Raw genomic sequence first — 16893 nt, 5'->3', positions numbered from 1 at the left:
GAACGGGAGCGGGATGTGGCGATGGCGGGGCGCGATGCGCACATCCCTGTGATGCTCGATGAAGTGTTGGAGGGCCTCGCCTTGCGCGAGAACGGGCGCTACCTCGATGGGACTTTCGGCCGCGGCGGGCATGCGCGGGCGATCCTTGCCCGCCTTTCAGCCGAAGGTCGCCTGTTCCTTATGGACCGCGACCCCACGGCCATCGCTGTCGCCGAAGCGGGCCTCGCCACCGATCCGCGCGTGTCGCTGCGCCACGACAACTTCGCCACCATGGGCGAATGGGCCGCCCTCGAAGGCGGCCTCGACGGCATCCTGCTCGATCTGGGCGTGTCCTCGCCCCAGTTGGACGACGCCAGCCGCGGTTTCAGCTTCATGGCCGACGCGCCGCTCGACATGCGCATGGATACCACGCGCGGTATCAGTGCCGCCGATTTTCTCGCCGAGGCCGACGAAGCAGAGATCGCCGACGTGCTCTGGACCTTCGGTGAAGAGCGCTTCAGCCGTCGCATCGCCAAGGCCATCGTGGAGCGCCGCGCCACCGCGCCCATCCTGCGTACCGGCGAACTCGCCGAGCTGGTCGCCCGTTGCGTGGGGCGCCGCGAACCGGGCAAGAATCCCGCCACCCGCACCTTCCAGGCCCTGCGCATCCGCGTGAATGCCGAACTGGAATCGGTCGAGCACGGCCTTGCCGCCGCCCTGGAATTGCTGAAGGTGGGCGGCCGCCTCGCCGTGATCAGTTTCCACTCCCTGGAAGACCGCACCGTCAAGCAGTTCATCCGCGGTCACGAAGGCCGTGTACAAGGCAGCCGGCGCGCCCCGCCGGTGGAAGCCGCGGCTGCCCGTCTCAAGCCGATCGGCAAGGCGATCTTTCCTTCCGATGCGGAAGTGGCGCGGAATCCCCGCGCGCGCTCGGCCGTGCTGCGCATCGCGGAAAAGGTCGCATGAAAGTCTTCGGCGCCATCTGCCTCTCGATCCTGCTGCTGGCGGTCATCGCCAGCGCGATCGGCGTGGTGTGGACGCGCCACGAAAGCCGCGTGCTGTTCGTCGAACTCTCGCGTCTGCAGACACAGAAGGACGATCTGGGCGTGGAATACGGCCGGCTCGAACTGGAACAGGCGACCTACGCCGAGCCCGCGCGCATCGACGCCGAAGCCCGCGGCAAGCTCGGCATGTTTACGCCGAAGCCGCAGGACATCCAGTTGGTGCGTCGATGAAGGCGCGCTACGGTAAACCCGTGGTGCCCAGCCGCCGTCGCGGCCAGGGTCCCAGCCCGCGCAAGCGCATGACGGTGGTGGTCGCGCTCCTCTGTGTGGCGGCGTCCGGTCTGGTCGTGCGCGCGTTCGACCTCCAGGTGGTGCGCAAGCAGTTCTACCAGGACCAGGGCGACGCGCGCTTCCTGCGCGAGATGCCCATCGCGGTATCGCGTGGCACCATCTTCGACCGCAACGGCGAGCCACTGGCGGTATCCACGCCGGTGGCATCCATCTGGGCGAATCCGCCGGAAGTGCTCGAGAACGAGGATCGCATCCCCGAACTCGCGAAGGCCCTGCATGTCGACGCCGACGACCTGAAGCAGAAGATCGCGCAGCGCGCCGACAAGGAGTTCATGTACATCGCGCGCCAGATGCGGCCGGAAGACGCGCAGGCCATCGTCGATCTGAAGATTCCGGGCATCGCGGCGCAGCGCGAATATCGCCGTTACTACCCGTCGGGCGCCGTGAACAGCCATATCCTCGGCTTCACCAACATCGACGACCACGGCCAGGAAGGCCTGGAACTGGCGTTCGACGAGTGGCTGGCCGGCAAACCCGGCGCGAAGCGCGTGATCCGCGATCGCATGGGCCATGTGGTCGAAGACGTGGAACTGGTGCGCGAGCCGCAGCCGGGCCGCGACATCACCCTGTCGATCGATCGCCGCATCCAGTACCTCGCTTACAGCGCGCTGAAGGAATCGCTGGAGAAGAACAAGGCCGACTCGGGCTCCATCGTCGTGATGGACGTCCATAGCGGCGAAGTGCTGGCCATGGCCAATCTGCCGTCGTTCAACCCCAACGCAGTGCGCGGCAGCACGCCCTCGGAGCGGCGCAATCGCGCGGTGACCGACGTGGTCGAGCCAGGCTCGACCATGAAGGCCTTCACCATGGCCGCGGCGCTCACGAGCGGCAAATACACGCCCACCGCGCCGCTCATCGATACCGCGCCGGGCACCTGGGTCGTGGGCGGGCACCCGGTGCACGACACGCACAACTGGGGCACGCTCACCCCCACAGGCGTGATCACGAAGTCGTCCAACGTCGGTGCGGCCAAGATCGCAATGAGCCTGGACACCGACTTCCTCTACGGGATGTACAAGTCGTTCGGCCTCGGGAACAGCACCGGAAGCGGCTTTCCCGGTGAAGCCGCCGGCTATCTGCCCGTGGGCCGTACCTGGAAGCCGATCGAGAAGTCCCGCCTCGCCTACGGTTACAACCTCAATCTCACGCCATTGCAGCTGGCCACGGCCTATTCGGCCATCGCCAACGGCGGCGCCCTGCGTGCACCCAGCTTCATCAAGGGTGCGGACAATCCGCCTAACCAGATCATCACGCCGGGCGTGGCGCACAGTCTCATTGCCATGCTGGAAACCGTGCTGGCCCCGGGTGGTACGGGCTACGGATTCGCGTCCGTCGCCAACTACAGTGTCGCGGGAAAGACGGGTACCTCGAAGAAGAACTCCGTCGGCGGTTACACCGCCCGCAATTACATTTCCCTGTTCGTGGGCATGATCCCCGCCAGTGCGCCGCGCCTCGTCACCGTCGTGGTCATCAACGACCCGCAGGGCGGCCATTACTACGGTGGTTCGGTTGCCGGTCCGGCATTCGCCCAAGTGATGGAAGGCGCGGTGCGCCTGCTCGACATTCCGCCCGACAACGTGGGCCGCTGGTACGCCGGCGGCCCCAGTCAGGGCGGTTTGATCGGCTCGGGTAACGCGCAGCCGCCACAGGCAGACGAAAGCGCGGCGGAAGAGGTGGTCCCATGACCATGCGCCTCGCCGACCTGCTCGACGGATTCGCCGATGCTTCCAGCGCCGGCGATATCGTCGTTTCGGGCCTCAGCCTCGACTCGCGCGAAATTGCTTCCGGCAATGCGTTCGTCGCGCTGCGCGGCATGAAAGGCCATGGCATCGATTTCGCCGCCAAGGCCGTTGCCCAGGGTGCCACTGTGATTCTGGCCGAGCCGCCGTTCGCCGAGGGCGACGCCGGCGTGCCCGTCATCACGGTGGAAGGGTTGCGCGAGAAGGCAGGCCCGATGGCGGCGCGCTTTTTCGGCGATCCGTCCGCGGCGCTCGAGATCGTCGGCGTCACCGGCACCAACGGCAAGACCTCCACCGTGCAGCTCGTCGCGCAGGCGCTGGCGTTCCTCGGCCGCAAGCCGGCCACGATCGGCACGCTCGGCGCGGGCATGCATGGCGCGATCGCCGAAGGCGAGCGCACCACGCCGGACGCCATCAGCATGCAGGCGCTGCTCGGCGAGTTTCGCGACGCCGGTGCCACGCACGTGGCGATGGAAGTCTCCTCGCACGCGCTGGAGCAGGGACGCGTGAACGGCGTCGCGTTCGACGTGGCGGTGTTCACCAACCTCACGCGCGACCACCTCGACTATCACGGCACGATGGAAGCGTACGGTGCGGCCAAGGCGAAGCTTTTCGCGTTCGAGGGCCTGCGCGCCGCCGTCGTGAACGTCGACGATCCGTTCGGCGCAAAGCTGGCCAAGGGCCTTTCGGAGCACGTGGCGAAGCTGCGCACGTCCATGGCGACCGACAGTACGGAGAAGGACGCGGAGATCCGCGCCGATATCATTGTGACGTCGGCGAAAGGCCTCTCGTTCAACCTCGTCACGCCGTGGGGGATGCGTACCGTTCGCAGCGCGCTGCTCGGCCGGTTCAACGTGCACAACCTGCTTGCCGTGGCTGCTGTCCTCGGCGCGCTGGGCGAGCCGTTCGACCGCATCCATGCTGCGCTCGAATCGCTGGAACCGGTGAACGGCCGCATGAGCCGTCTCGGTGGCGATGGCCGCAAGCCGCTCGTGGTGGTCGATTACTCGCACACGCCGGATTCGCTGAAGCAGGCGCTGCTGGCGCTGCGTTCGCACACGAAAGGTCGCCTGATCTGCGTGTTCGGCGCCGGTGGCGACCGCGACCAGGGCAAGCGTCCGTTGATGGCCGCCATCGCCGAGCGTCTGGCCGATGTGGTCATCGTGACCGACGACAATCCGCGCACCGAAGACGGCGACGCGATCGTCGCGCAGATCGCCGCGGGCTTCAGCCATCCCGACGTCGTGACGATCGAACGCGACCGGGCCCAGGCCATCGCGCTGGCCATCGCCGATGCGAAGGCCGACGACGTCGTGCTGATCGCCGGCAAGGGCCACGAAACCTATCAGGAAGGTCCGGAGGGCAAGCGTCCCTTCGACGATCTCGCCGTCGCCGCCGAGGCGATGGCATCGAGCAAGAAAGGAGCGCGCGCATGATGCGCCTGTCCGCCGTCGCCCTCTGGACCCGAGGCCGCCTTCAGGGCGCCGACGGCGAGGTCACCGGCTTTTCCATCGATACCCGCACGCTGAAGCCCGGCGACCTCTTCGTGGCCCTGCCGGGCGAACGCGTCGACGCGCACGATTTCGTCGCCGTGGCGCGCGAACGGGGCGCTGCCGGCGCGCTGGTGACCCATCCCGTGGATGTGGCCATTCCGCAGGTGATCGTCGACGACACCCAGCTTGCCCTTGGCGATCTCGCGAGTGCGGTGCGCGCCCAAAGCGACGTGCGGGTCATCGGCATCACGGGCTCGAACGGCAAGACCACAGTGAAGACGCTCACCGCGTCGATCCTGTCGCGTCACGGCCGCACCCACGTCAATGCCGGCAACTTCAACAACGAGATCGGCATGCCGCTGACCTTGCTGGCCATGCCGAAGGATACGCGCTACGCCGTTCTCGAGATGGGCGCGGGCAAACCGGGCGACATCGACTACCTGGCCGCCATCGCACGGCCCGATATCGGCCTCGTCAATTCCATCGCGCCGGCGCATCTTGAGCGCATGGGCACGATCGAAGGCGTCGCCGAAACCAAGGGCGCGCTGTACCGGTCGCTTCCCCCGGACGGCGTGGCCATCGTGAACGCCGACGACGAACGCTTCGCGGGCTTTTTCGCCAACCTCGCCGGGTCGCGCCGCATCCTGCGCTACGCGCTCAGCCATCGCGCGGATATCGGCGCCGACATTGTCGAGGAGCGCATCGACGGCACCCACTTCGTGTTGTCCACGCCGCACGGCGACGGCGACGTGCATCTTCCGCTGCCGGGCCGCCACAACGTGGCGAACGCGCTTGCCGCCGCGGCGATCGCCACCGCGCTGGACGTACCAGTCGACGTCATCGTCGAAGGGCTGGAGCAGGTGCCTCATGTGGCCGGACGGCTCGACCTCGAACCGATGCCGGGCGGCTGGACGCTCGTCGACGACAGCTACAACGCCAACCCCGGTTCCGCCGCCGCGGCGATCGATACCCTCGCGCTGGCTCGTGGCGAACGCTGGCTCGTGCTCGGCGACATGGCCGAACTGGGCCCTGACGCGCTGAAGCTGCACGCCGGCATCGGCCGCTACGCGCACGAGCGCGGCATCGAACGCCTTCTTGCCACTGGCGTGAAAAGCGCCGCAGCGGTGGAGGCCTTCGGTCCGGGCGCCCAGCATTTCGACACGCAGGAAGCCCTTATCGAGGCGGCCTGCGCACAGATCCACGAAGGCGTGACCTGCCTTGTGAAGGGGTCGCGCTCGTCCGGCATGGACCGGGTCGTCGCGGCGATGAAGAAGTATGCCGAAGGAGCCTCCGATGCTGCTTGAACTGGCGGAATGGATGGCCCGGCACTTCGCGTCGCTGCATCTGTTCCAGTACATCACCTTCCGCGCGATCATGGCCGCGCTCACCGCGCTGGCCGTGTCGCTCTTGCTGGGTCCCGTGCTGATCCGCAAGCTGGCCGCGCTGAAGGCGGGGCAGGTGGTGCGCAGCGACGGCCCGCAAACGCACCTGTCGAAGGCAGGCACGCCGACCATGGGCGGGCTGTTGATCCTCTTCGCCGTGGCCATCGCCACGCTGCTGTGGGCTGATCTCGGCAGCCGCTACGTATGGGTGGTGCTGCTGGTCACCATGCTCTTCGGCGTCATCGGCTTCTATGACGACTACCGCAAGCTGGTGCTGAAGGACAGCCGCGGGCTCGCCAGCCGCTGGAAGTACTTCTGGCAGTCGGTGTTCGGCCTCGGGGCGGCGGTGTTCCTCTACAAGACCCATCAGCTCCCCGCCGAGATCGCCCTTTACGTGCCGTTGTTCAAACAGGTGGCGATTCCGCTCGGCGTGCTTTTCGTGGTCGTCGGCTACTTCATCATCGTCGGGTTCTCCAACGCGGTGAACCTCACCGACGGTCTGGACGGGCTGGCCATCATGCCGAGCGTGCTGGTGTCCGGTGCCCTGGGCATCTTCGCTTACCTCGCGGGCAACAAGGTGTTCTCCGAGTATCTGGGCATCCCGTCCATTCCCGGCGCCGGTGAACTGGCGATCTTCTGCAGCGCCCTGGCGGGCGCCGGACTCGGCTTCCTCTGGTTCAACACGTATCCGGCCCAGGTGTTCATGGGCGACGTGGGCGCGCTCGCCATCGGTGCCGCGCTCGGTTGCGTGGCGCTGATCGTGCGCCAGGAAATCGTGCTTCTGGTCATGGGCGGCGTATTCGTGATGGAGACCGCCTCGGTGATGCTCCAGGTCGGTAGCTTCAAGCTGCGCGGCAAACGCATTTTCCGCATGGCGCCCATACACCACCACTTCGAACTGAAAGGCTGGCCCGAGCCACGGGTCATCGTTCGTTTCTGGATCATCAGCGTCGTGCTGGTGCTCATCGGTCTGGCAACCTTGAAGGTGCGTTGAGAAAGCATGTTCGGCATCGGCAACAAGCAGGCGAAACGCCGCCAGGGCCCGCGGGGAAGCTTCGATCTCCCGCTGCTCGTGGCCGCGATCGCGCTCGCCGCGCTGGGGGTGGTGATGGTCACCTCCAGCTCGATCGCCGTGGCCGACGGGTCGCACCAGGGCGCTTTTTACTATCTGAAACGCCACCTCGTCTTTCTCGTGCTGGGCGCGTGCCTTGCTGGCGCCGCGATGCGCACGGAATTGAAGACGCTGGAAAAACACAGCTTCCTGCTTCTGCTGATCGGCATCATCATGCTGCTGATGGTGTTCCTGCCGGTGTTCGGCATGCGCATCAACGGCGCACGGCGCTGGGTGAACCTGCTCGTGACCAGCTTCCAGCCGGTGGAGGCGGTGAAGCTGATCCTCGTGGCCTATCTCGCGAGCTATCTCGTTCGCCATCGCGAGGGCGTGGAATACGAGTTGTTCGGCGTCGTGAAACCCGTGGGCGTCGCCGGCTTCATCGTGCTGCTGCTTCTCGCGCAGCCCGATTTCGGTTCGGCCGCCCTGGTGGTTGCCACCACGGTGGGCATGGTCTGGCTGGCCGGCGCCCGCATGCGCAACCTCCTGCTGCTCGGCACGCCGCTCGTGCCCGCGCTGATCTACGCGGCCACCGCGGAGGATTACCGCATCAAGCGCCTCACCTCCTTCCTCGACCCATGGAAGGACCCGTTCAACGACGGCTTCCAGCTCACCCAGGCGCTGATCGCCGTGGGCCGTGGCGAATGGACCGGCGTGGGTCTCGGATCGAGCGTGCAGAAACTGTTCTACCTGCCGGAAGCGCATACCGACTTCATCCTGGCAGTGCTGGCCGAGGAACTTGGACTGGCAGGCATCGTACTGGTGATCTTCCTTTACGTCGTACTCGTGGGCCGCGGCCTGTATCTCGGTCTCAAGGGCGTGGAACTCGGGCACCGGTTCTCCGGCTACGTGGCCTACGGCATCTCCTTGATGATCGGCTTCCAGGCGATGGTGTCGATCGGCGTGAACCTCGGCGTGCTGCCGACGAAGGGACTCACTCTTCCGCTGATCAGCTCGGGCGGCTCGTCGGTCCTGATGACCTGCGCGATGGTGGGTGTGCTTTTGCGCGCCACGTTCGAGATCAACCGCGCCGAAGATGCGCGCCAGACGGCCGTGCGTCTGCCGGCGAACGCCGTGCCCGACTCGGCCGCCCACGCGGGAGGCATGGCATGAGCGCCCCCGTGCTGATCATGGCCGGCGGCACCGGCGGCCACATTTTCCCGGGCCTGGCCGTGGCCGACGAACTGCGCTCGCGCGGCGTGCCCGTCGCCTGGCTCGGCGCCGAAGGCGGCATGGAAACCCGCGTGGTCCCCGCGCATGGCCTTGACCTGCACACCGTGGCCGTGGGTGGCCTGCGCGGCAAGGGCATGAAGACGCGCCTGCTCGCGCCCGTGATGCTCGCCCGTGCGCTGTTCGCCTCGCTCAAGCTGCTGCGCAGCCTGCGTCCGCGCTGCGTCCTTTCGATGGGCGGTTATGTGGCCGGGCCGGCGGGTGTCGCGGCGCGCATGGCCGGCATCCCGCTCGTGGTGCACGAGCAGAACGCGGTGGCGGGTTTCACCAATCGCAAGCTCGCCTCGTTCGCGAAGAAGGTGCTCACCGGTTTCCCGAACGTGCTGCCTAATGCGGAGTGGGTCGGCAATCCGGTGCGCGCGCGCATCGCCGCCTTGCCCCCGCCGGCGGAGCGCTTCGCTGCGCGCGACGGCCGGCCGCGCCTCCTCGTGCTCGGCGGGAGCCTCGGCGCCCGCACGCTCAACCTCGCGGTGCCCCGCGCCTTGTCGCGCATGGCCGTCGCCGGCACGACGATGCCCGAGGTGGTGCACCAGACGGGCGAGCGTGGCCTGCAGGAGGCCCTCGACGCGTATACCGAAGCCGGCGTGGCCGTCAGCGTCGTGCCGTTCATCGAGGACATGGCCGGCGCTTACGAGTGGGCCGATGTGGTCGTGTGCCGTGCAGGTGCGCTGACGGTGGCCGAACTTTGCGCTGCCGGCCTCGAGGCGCTGCTGGTGCCGTTCCCGCATGCGGTGGACGATCACCAGACGGCCAATGCGCGCGCCATGGTGGATGCCGGTGGCGCGCGCATCGTCGCCGACGCCTTGCTGGCCAAGAACGATTCCGCGGATCTGCTCGCGAAGATGCTCGACGACATGTTGGGCGACCGCGCGCGGATCCTTTCCGCCGCCAATGCGTCCCGCACGCTGGCCAAGCCCGACGCCGCAGCAACGATTGCCCGTCATTGCATGGAGGTTTCCGCATGACGCCCGGTCGTTTGCGTGCCCACGAAGATTTCATGACCTCGTTCCGCCGTGTCCATTTCATCGGCGTGGGCGGCGTCGGCATGAGCGGCATCGCCGAGGTGCTCTGCAACCTCGGTTACGACGTGTCGGGTTCCGATCGCGCGCCGTCGCCGACCACCGAGCGCCTCGCCGCGCTCGGTGTGGATGTGCACATCGGTCACGAAGCCGCGAACATCGACGGCGCCGACGTCATCGTGACGTCGAGCGCCATCCGCGCCGACAATCCCGAGCTGGTCGCTGCGCGCGCCTCGCGCATCCCGGTGGTGCCGCGCGCCGAGATGCTTGGCGAGCTGATGCGCTTCCGCCGCGGCATCGCCATTGCCGGCACGCACGGCAAGACGACCACCACGAGCCTCGTCGCCAGCGTGCTGGCGGAGGCCGATTACGATCCCACGTTCGTGATCGGCGGACAGCTGAACGCCGCGGGCGCGAACGCGCGTCTCGGCACCGGCCAGTATCTGGTGGCGGAAGCCGACGAATCCGACGGCTCGTTCCTGATGCTCTCGCCCGTGATCGCGGTGGTGACGAACATCGACGCCGACCACCTGGAGAACTACCACGGCGACTTCGCCCTGGTGAAGAAGGCGTTCGGCGATTTCCTGCACCGCCTGCCGTTCTACGGCATGGCCGTGCTGTGCATCGACGACGAGGAAACCGCGAAGCTGGCGCAGGACACCTCGCGCCGCATGCTCACCTACGGCATCGATCAGCCCGGCGCCGACGTCACCGCGACGAACGTGCGTCAGGTGGGTTTCGAGATGCACTTCGACCTCCGCCTCCCGGGACGGCCCGACCTGCTGCCGGTCACCCTGAACCTGCCCGGCCGTCACAACGTGCAGAACGCGCTCGCCGCCGCCGCCGTGGGCTGGCAGCTCGGTGTCGATGCCGAAGCCATCGCCCGCGCGCTCGCCCGTTTCGAAGGCGTGGGCCGGCGCTTCCATCGTCGCGGAGAGATCGCGCTCGACCAGGGCAGCGCGCTGCTCGTGGACGACTACGGCCATCATCCGCGCGAACTGGCTGCCGTGTTCGCCGCCGCGCGCGGCGGCTGGCCCGACCGCCGCCTCGTGGTCGCTTTTCAGCCGCATCGCTACAGCCGCACGCGCGACCTCCTGGACGACTTCGCGAACGTGCTCGCCGAGGTGGACGTGCTCGTGCTCACCGAGGTCTATCCCGCCGGCGAAGCGCCCATTCCGGGTGCCGACGGCAAGGCGCTTGCGCGCGCCATTCGCGCGCGCGGCAAGACCGACCCGGTACTCGTCGACCACCCGCGCGACCTGCGCGACACGCTGCCCGCGCTGGCGCGCGACGGCGACCTGATCCTGCTGCTCGGCGCCGGCGACATCGGCGCGGCGGCGATCGAGCTGGCGGGCGCCGGCCACCTGAGGACCCATAAGTGATGAGCAGTACGCGCTTCCCCCGCACCGTGACCGACCCCGCCGATTTCGGCCGCGTGGCCGTCGTCATGGGCGGCCAGTCGGCCGAACGCGAGGTTTCCCTGAACTCTGGCCGCGGCGTGCTCGAAGCGCTGCGCGCCGGCGGCGTGGACGCGCACCCGATCGACGGCATCCCGGCGCTGCTCGACGCCGTTCGCGCGGGCCACTTCGCGCGCGTGTTCAACATCCTGCACGGTGCGGGTGGCGAGAACGGCGAGCTGCAAGGTGCCCTGCAATCGCTCGGTATTCCCTACACCGGCTCGGGCGTGCTCGGCTCCGCGCTGTCGCTGGACAAGGTGCGCGCCAAGCTGGTGTGGATCGCGCTCGGCTTGCCGACGCCGAGGTTCAAGGCCCTGCCGCGCGGCGCGGACGTGCATGCGGCGGCGCGGGAGATCGGCTTCCCTCTCATCGTGAAACCGGCCTGGGAAGGTTCCAGCGTGGGCATCACGCGCGTCTTCGACGAAGCCGACCTCGACGCCGCCGTGGAGCTGGCCCGCCGCTACCCCGGCGACCTGCTGATGGAAACGCTGATCGAAGGCGATGCGCAGGAGGGCGGCGAATTCACGGTGGGCATCCTCGGGCGCGAAGTGCTGCCGACGATCAAGATCGTGCCCGCCGGCGCCTATTACGACTACAACGCGAAATACATCGCCGAGGACACGCAGTACCTCGTTCCCGGCCTTACGTCGAACGCCGAGGACGAGATGCGCGCGCTGGCGCTGCAGGCATTCGACGCGCTGGACTGCTTCGGCTGGGGGCGCGTCGACGTGATGCGCGACCGGCACGGCAGGAACTGGCTCCTGGAAGTGAACACGGCACCGGGCATGACCTCGCATTCGCTGGTGCCGAAAGCCGCCGCCGCAGCGGGCCTGGATTACCAGGCCCTGTGCTGGCGCATCCTCGAAACCTCGATGCAGCGGGAGGTTGCGAAGGCATGAAGGGAGCCGCCGCCACGCGGATCGTCGCCTGGGGTATCGCCATCACGCTGGTGGTGCTGCCCGTCGTCGGCGTGATGCAGGGATGGTTCGCCGCGGGCCGCTGGCCCGTGACGCAGCTGAAGGTCGAGGCGGAGTTCGCGCACGTGAGTGCCGAGCAGATCCGCAGCGCCGTCATGCCGCATCTCGGCAAGGGCTTCTTCGCTACCGACCTCGAAGACGTGCGCCGTGCGATCGGCGCGCTGCCCTGGGTGGAGTCGGTGGAAGTGCGCAAGCGCTGGCCCGACACGCTGCTCCTGCGCATCTACGAGCGGCAGCCTTTCGCGCGCTGGAACGAGAACCGCCTGATCAGCCGGCAGGGCCTCGTCTTCGACGCGCCGGGCGCGGACCAGATGGGCGACCTGCCGCGATTGAACGGTCCGGACTCGCGCCTTGCCGAGGTGGTGAGCTTCTATGCGCAGGCCCGCAAGGCGTTCGAGGGCAGGGCGCAGCTCTCCATCGTGGGCGTGTCGCTCAGCGAGCGCGGCAGCTGGAGTGTCACCACCGACAGCGGTGCGGAGATCGTGATCGGCGACCGCGACCAGGCCGACCGTCGTCTCGCGCGCTTCCTTGATGTCTACCCGCAACTCGTCGCCGGTCGGCATGGCGGTTTCGCCTATGCCGACCTTCGTTACACCAACGGATTCGCCATCCGGTGGCCGGAACCGGAAACCACGGCCACACCCAAGGTCGGAAGCTGAGCCCACATGAGAAACAAGAACGACAAACAGCTCGTCGTCGGCCTCGATATCGGCACCTCGAAGGTGGTCGCGATCGTCGGCGAGTACGAGCCCGGCGAACCGATCGAAGTCATCGGCATCGGCACCCACGTGTCGCGCGGCATGAAGCGCGGCTCGGTGGTCGACATCGAATCCACCGTGCACTCCATCCAGCGCGCCGTGGAGGAAGCCGAACTGATGGCGGGCTGCGACATCCGCTCGGTGTACGCCTCGATCTCCGGGAGCCATCTCGAAACGCGCAACTCGCACGGCACCGCGGCGATTCGCGACCGCGAGGTGATGGCCGCCGACCTGGAGCAGGTGCTCGAAGCCGCCAGCGCCGTTGCCATTCCGGCCGACCGCAAGGTGCTTTACAAGGAGTCGCAGGAATACCGTATCGACGGCCAGGACGGCATTCGCCATCCGGTCGGCATGAGCGGCGTGCGCCTCGAGGCCAGCGTGCATCTCGTGACGGGCGCCGCCAGTGCCGTGCAGAACATCTCGAAGTGCATCCAGCGCTGCGGGTTGTCGGTGGATGAACTGGTGCCGGCTGCCGTCGCGAGTGCGAAGGCCGTGCTGACCGAAGATGAACTCGAACTCGGTGTGTGCCTCGTCGACATCGGCGCCGGCACCACGGACATCGCCATCTACACACAGGGCGCCATCCGCTACACGAAGTCGCTTCCCGTCGGCGGCGATCAGGTGACGAACGACATCGCGTATGGCGTGCACACACCTACCGCTCACGCGGAGGAGATCAAAATCAAATACGCGTGTGCGCTGGCGCAGCTTGCGCACGCGGAAGAGACCATCCAGGTGCCGAGCGTCGGCGATCGGCCGCCGCGTCGGCTCGCCCGTCAGGCGCTGGCCCAGTCGGTGCAGGCGCGCTACGAGGAAATCTTCGAGATGGTGCAGGACGAACTGCGCCGCTCGGGGTACGAAAGCCTCGTCGCCGCCGGCATCGTGCTCACCGGCGGTGCGTCGCGCATGGAAGGCGCGCTGGAGCTGGCCGAGGAGATCTTCCACAAGATGGTTCGCATCGGCGTGCCGCAGCACGTGTCCGGGCTGGGCGACGTCGTTTCGAGCGAATTGCATTCGACCGGCGTCGGCCTGCTGCTGCACGGATCCCGGTCGACCGGTGCCGCGCGTCATACCGGCTCCGCCGTCGGCCAGGTCGGCAGCGTCGTCGAGAAGTTCCGAAGCTGGTTCACCAAGAATTTCTGATTTACCGGATAGCCGGTGCCCGATGGAATGGGGGTGCCGGGGCAAGAGGAAGGCCCGCAACCCACGGCCGACAAGGAGTCGACCATGGGACATAAACCAATAAAACAAAAGTTCTGCGGAGGACGGGAAATGTTCGAACTGATCGAAAAACTGGCACCGAATGCGGTCATCAAGGTCATCGGCGTGGGCGGCGGCGGCGGTAACGCCGTGGCTCACATGGTGAATTCCAACATCGAGGGCGTCGAGTTCGTCGTCGCCAACACCGACGCGCAGGCCATGAAGAGCTGCGCCTCGCGCACGCACCTTCAGCTCGGTGGCAACGTCACCAAGGGCCTGGGCGCCGGTGCGAATCCGGAAGTCGGCCGCCAGGCCGCGCTGGAAGACCGCGAGCGCATCGAGGAAATGCTCGAAGGCGCCGACATGGTCTTCATTACCGCCGGCATGGGCGGTGGCACCGGCACGGGCGCCGCACCGGTGGTGGCGCAGCTCGCCAAGGAGAAGGGCATCCTCACCGTGGCGGTCGTGACCAAGCCGTTCCCGTTCGAGGGTCGCCGTCGCATGCAGGTGGCACTCAAGGGCATCGAGGATCTGTCCCAGCACGTGGACTCCCTGATCACCGTGCCTAACGAGAAGCTGCTCTCGGTGCTCGGCCGCGAAGTCACCCTCCTGAACGCGTTCAAGGCTGCCAACGACGTCCTCCAGGGCGCGGTGCAGGGCATCGCCGACCTGATCACGGCGCCGGGCCTCATCAACGTCGACTTCGCCGACGTCCGCACCGTCATGAGCGAAATGGGCATGGCGATGATGGGTTCGGGCACCGCCCGCGGCGACGACCGCGCTCAGGCGGCGGCCGAAGCGGCGATCAACAACCCGCTGCTCGAGGACGTGAACCTGTCCGGTGCCTGCGGCATCCTGGTGAACGTCACCGCCGGACCGAACCTCACCATGCGCGAGTTCGACGAAATCGGCCGGGTCATCCACGACTTCGCATCGGAAGACGCGACGGTGGTGATCGGCACTTCGCTCGACCCGGAAATGCAGGACGACGTTCGCGTCACCGTGGTGGCCACGGGCCTCAACCGCGGCGTGGCCGCCAAGCAGCCCGTACGTCAGCCGGTGCAGCAGCAGGTGGAAATGCGTCAGCGCCCGCGTCCGGTCGTGCTGCGCACGGGTACCGGCAACGAGGTGGTGGATTACGCCGCCGACGTGGCACCGACGGTCCGTTCGGAACCGGCACAGCCGCAGAAGAATGCCGAGCCGGCCATCGACTACCTCGACATTCCCGCGTTCCTGCGCCGCCAGGCCGACTGACCGGCACTCACGCAAGACACGTTAAGGAAAACGTGAGGGCGATCCGGCATGACGCTGGAGCCGCCCGGAGCCACCCGCCGCCCACCCGTCCGGGCGGTGGGTGCTTTACTGTCCCTCGGAAAACCCGCTCGTGATATCAATCACTTGCAAGTGATTGAAAGGACGGAAGATCAGTCGCAGGCTAAATGAGAATGGCTCTCGAAAGTTGCTGAAGGAACAGTGAAGCCAATGGTAGACTGTACCGTCCGGTTTGTTTATTCCGAGGTTAAGACTGTGTTAGCATGTGCGCCACTTAAGGCTGCTGCCACAAGGTTCTGCCCAACATGATCAAGCAGCGCACGCTCAAGAACATCATTCGCGCCACGGGCGTCGGTCTCCACACCGGCGACAAGGTGTACATGACGCTTCGTCCCGCGGCGCCGAATACGGGCATCGTATTCCGCCGTACCGACCTCAATCCGCCCGTCGAACTTCATTCGCGTCCGGAGAACGTCGGCGACACGCGTCTCTCCACCACGCTGATCAACGGCGACGTTCGCGTCTCTACCGTCGAGCATCTGCTCTCGGCCATGGCCGGTCTGGGTATCGACAACGCCTACGTGGATCTGTCGGCGCCGGAAGTGCCGATCATGGACGGCAGTGCCGGTCCTTTCGTCTTCCTCATCCAGTCCGCTGGCATCGAGGAACAGGATGCCGCGAAGCGTTTCATCCGCATCAAGAAGCCCGTCATCGTCCAGGACGGCGACAAGTGGGCGAAGCTCGAGCCGTTCGACGGCTTCAAGGTGGGCTTCTCGGTCGAGTTCGACCACCCGCTGTTCAACAAGCGCAATTCGCAGGCCGAGATGGACTTCTCGACCACGTCGTTCGTCAAGGAAGTCAGCCGTGCGCGCACCTTCGGTTTCATGCGCGACATCGAGATGCTCCGCGAGCGTAACCTCACCCTCGGCGGGTCGATGGACAACGCCGTGGTGCTGGACGACTACCGCGTGCTGAACGAAGACGGCCTCCGTTACGACAACGAGTTCGTCAAGCACAAGATCCTCGACGCCATCGGCGACATCTACATGCTGGGCCACAGCCTGATCGGCGCTTACTCCGCGCACAAGTCGGGTCACGAACTCAACAACAAGCTGCTCCGTAGCCTGATGGCCGACGCCACGGCTTGGGAAGAGGTCAGCTTCAAGGATCCGGCGAAGGCCCCGATCTCCTACGCCCATCCGGCCCAGGCTGTCTAAGCCTCCCGGCACTCCGTGAAAACCGAAAGGCCGCGACTTGTCGCGGCTTTTTTGCGTTTGTCGCCGGTGCTTCCACAACGCATGTGAACCGAATCACGCCCCGTGAACTTTATGTACATTTTCGGTGTTCACGCGCTTGATGCGTGCTATAAAGTCCGCCACCTTCGCCGGTCCGTATGTGCTTACGGACTTCGGAGGCGGCTCCAAGTATAGGATTATTCTGAATTTTCGGCCTGGGAGGCCAGGTACAGGAACAGATCCCGCAATGTGGGGTCGGAGAGTGACGCAGCGGCGCCCCGCAGGTGGCGGGCCGCCGAAGCGGAAAGCGGTTTGTGCCGGTCGGGGATGACTTCCACAGGCGGCAGGGGGGCCACTTTCACGGCAACCGAGTGGGCCTTCGCGCCAATGGCGCGGGCGGCCTTGAGGATCTGCGCCTGGTAAAGGCGCACCCGCGAGGCCCAGGCCGACGAGGGCGCAAGGAAGACGAGCCTGCCGTCGCGCAGGTCCGCGAAGCGGACCTGATCGCATAACGGCGATGGCAGCGTCGCGCGCAGCTGGCGGTCCAGGCGGTCGAGTTCGCGGGCCCGTTGGGCCAGCGATGCGACGGGCCCGACCTCCGCGACGGACTTCAATCCGTGGGTGGAGCGGCGGGACGGACTGGGCGGCGGTGGCATGGGCCGGCTTTGACTATTCGATGTGGAACG

General features: G+C 66.8%; 15 protein-coding genes. 14 read left to right on the top strand and 1 reads right to left on the bottom strand.

Features of this window, described 5'->3' with window-relative positions:
* The first annotated feature begins 21 nt into the window (after positions 1-21).
* The 14 genes from rsmH (at position 22) to lpxC (ending at position 16189) form a co-directional block, all read left to right on the top strand.
* Positions 22-945 carry a 16S rRNA (cytosine(1402)-N(4))-methyltransferase RsmH gene (rsmH, locus tag HBF26_RS05495; RefSeq protein WP_167123881.1) on the top strand — a complete coding sequence of 308 codons (924 nt, stop codon included), beginning with the start codon at positions 22-24 and terminating at the stop codon, positions 943-945.
* Entirely contained in the window at positions 942-1214 is a 273-nt protein-coding gene (gene ftsL / locus HBF26_RS05490) for a cell division protein FtsL (RefSeq protein WP_166699598.1), read from the top strand. The genes rsmH and ftsL overlap by 4 nt, the downstream gene beginning before the upstream one ends.
* Entirely contained in the window at positions 1211-3019 is a 1809-nt protein-coding gene (locus tag HBF26_RS05485; protein WP_240151218.1) for a peptidoglycan D,D-transpeptidase FtsI family protein, read from the top strand. The genes ftsL and HBF26_RS05485 overlap by 4 nt, the downstream gene beginning before the upstream one ends.
* A complete protein-coding gene (locus HBF26_RS05480) occupies positions 3016-4509 on the top strand; it encodes a UDP-N-acetylmuramoyl-L-alanyl-D-glutamate--2,6-diaminopimelate ligase (protein ID WP_167123879.1) in 1494 nt (497 codons plus the stop codon). Before HBF26_RS05485 ends, HBF26_RS05480 begins: the two co-directional genes overlap by 4 nt.
* Positions 4506-5870, top strand: a complete 1365-nt coding sequence (locus HBF26_RS05475; protein ID WP_167123877.1) for a UDP-N-acetylmuramoyl-tripeptide--D-alanyl-D-alanine ligase — start codon at positions 4506-4508, stop codon at positions 5868-5870. Before HBF26_RS05480 ends, HBF26_RS05475 begins: the two co-directional genes overlap by 4 nt.
* Positions 5860-6942 (top strand): phospho-N-acetylmuramoyl-pentapeptide-transferase, encoded by a 1083-nt coding sequence (gene mraY, locus HBF26_RS05470; RefSeq protein ID WP_167031485.1) that lies wholly within the window; start codon positions 5860-5862, stop codon positions 6940-6942. Before HBF26_RS05475 ends, mraY begins: the two co-directional genes overlap by 11 nt.
* 6 nt (positions 6943-6948) lie before the next feature.
* Positions 6949-8172, top strand: a complete 1224-nt coding sequence (gene ftsW / locus HBF26_RS05465) for a putative lipid II flippase FtsW (protein ID WP_167123875.1) — start codon at positions 6949-6951, stop codon at positions 8170-8172.
* Positions 8169-9254 carry an undecaprenyldiphospho-muramoylpentapeptide beta-N-acetylglucosaminyltransferase gene (gene murG, locus HBF26_RS05460; RefSeq protein WP_167123873.1) on the top strand — a complete coding sequence of 362 codons (1086 nt, stop codon included), beginning with the start codon at positions 8169-8171 and terminating at the stop codon, positions 9252-9254. Before ftsW ends, murG begins: the two co-directional genes overlap by 4 nt.
* A complete protein-coding gene (gene murC, locus HBF26_RS05455; protein ID WP_167123871.1) occupies positions 9251-10690 on the top strand; it encodes a UDP-N-acetylmuramate--L-alanine ligase in 1440 nt (479 codons plus the stop codon). The genes murG and murC overlap by 4 nt, the downstream gene beginning before the upstream one ends.
* Positions 10690-11664, top strand: coding sequence for a D-alanine--D-alanine ligase (locus HBF26_RS05450; RefSeq protein WP_167123868.1), 975 nt, complete (start codon positions 10690-10692; stop codon positions 11662-11664). Before murC ends, HBF26_RS05450 begins: the two co-directional genes overlap by 1 nt.
* Positions 11661-12401, top strand: coding sequence for a cell division protein FtsQ/DivIB (locus HBF26_RS05445; protein WP_167123866.1), 741 nt, complete (start codon positions 11661-11663; stop codon positions 12399-12401). The genes HBF26_RS05450 and HBF26_RS05445 overlap by 4 nt, the downstream gene beginning before the upstream one ends.
* A 6-nt stretch (positions 12402-12407) precedes the next feature.
* The gene (gene ftsA, locus HBF26_RS05440; protein WP_167123864.1) at positions 12408-13643 is read left to right on the top strand and encodes a cell division protein FtsA; all 1236 of its coding nucleotides are present in this window, start codon (positions 12408-12410) and stop codon (positions 13641-13643) included.
* Between the two features lie 129 nt (positions 13644-13772).
* Entirely contained in the window at positions 13773-14954 is a 1182-nt protein-coding gene (gene ftsZ, locus HBF26_RS05435) for a cell division protein FtsZ (protein WP_167123862.1), read from the top strand.
* A gap of 323 nt (positions 14955-15277) precedes the next feature.
* Positions 15278-16189 carry a UDP-3-O-acyl-N-acetylglucosamine deacetylase gene (gene lpxC / locus HBF26_RS05430; protein ID WP_167031507.1) on the top strand — a complete coding sequence of 304 codons (912 nt, stop codon included), beginning with the start codon at positions 15278-15280 and terminating at the stop codon, positions 16187-16189.
* 215 nt (positions 16190-16404) lie between these two features.
* Here lpxC and HBF26_RS05425 read toward each other — a convergent pair whose 3' ends face one another.
* Complete coding sequence (locus HBF26_RS05425; protein WP_167123860.1) at positions 16405-16863, bottom strand: DciA family protein; 459 nt, start codon at positions 16861-16863, stop codon at positions 16405-16407.
* Positions 16864-16893 lie beyond the last annotated feature (30 nt).

It is taken from the genome of Luteibacter jiangsuensis (assembly GCF_011742555.1).
Taxonomy (GTDB): Bacteria; Pseudomonadota; Gammaproteobacteria; order Xanthomonadales; family Rhodanobacteraceae; genus Luteibacter; species Luteibacter jiangsuensis.
Note: the sequence above shows the minus strand (reverse complement) of the source record. Positions and strands in the feature narration are given on the sequence as shown.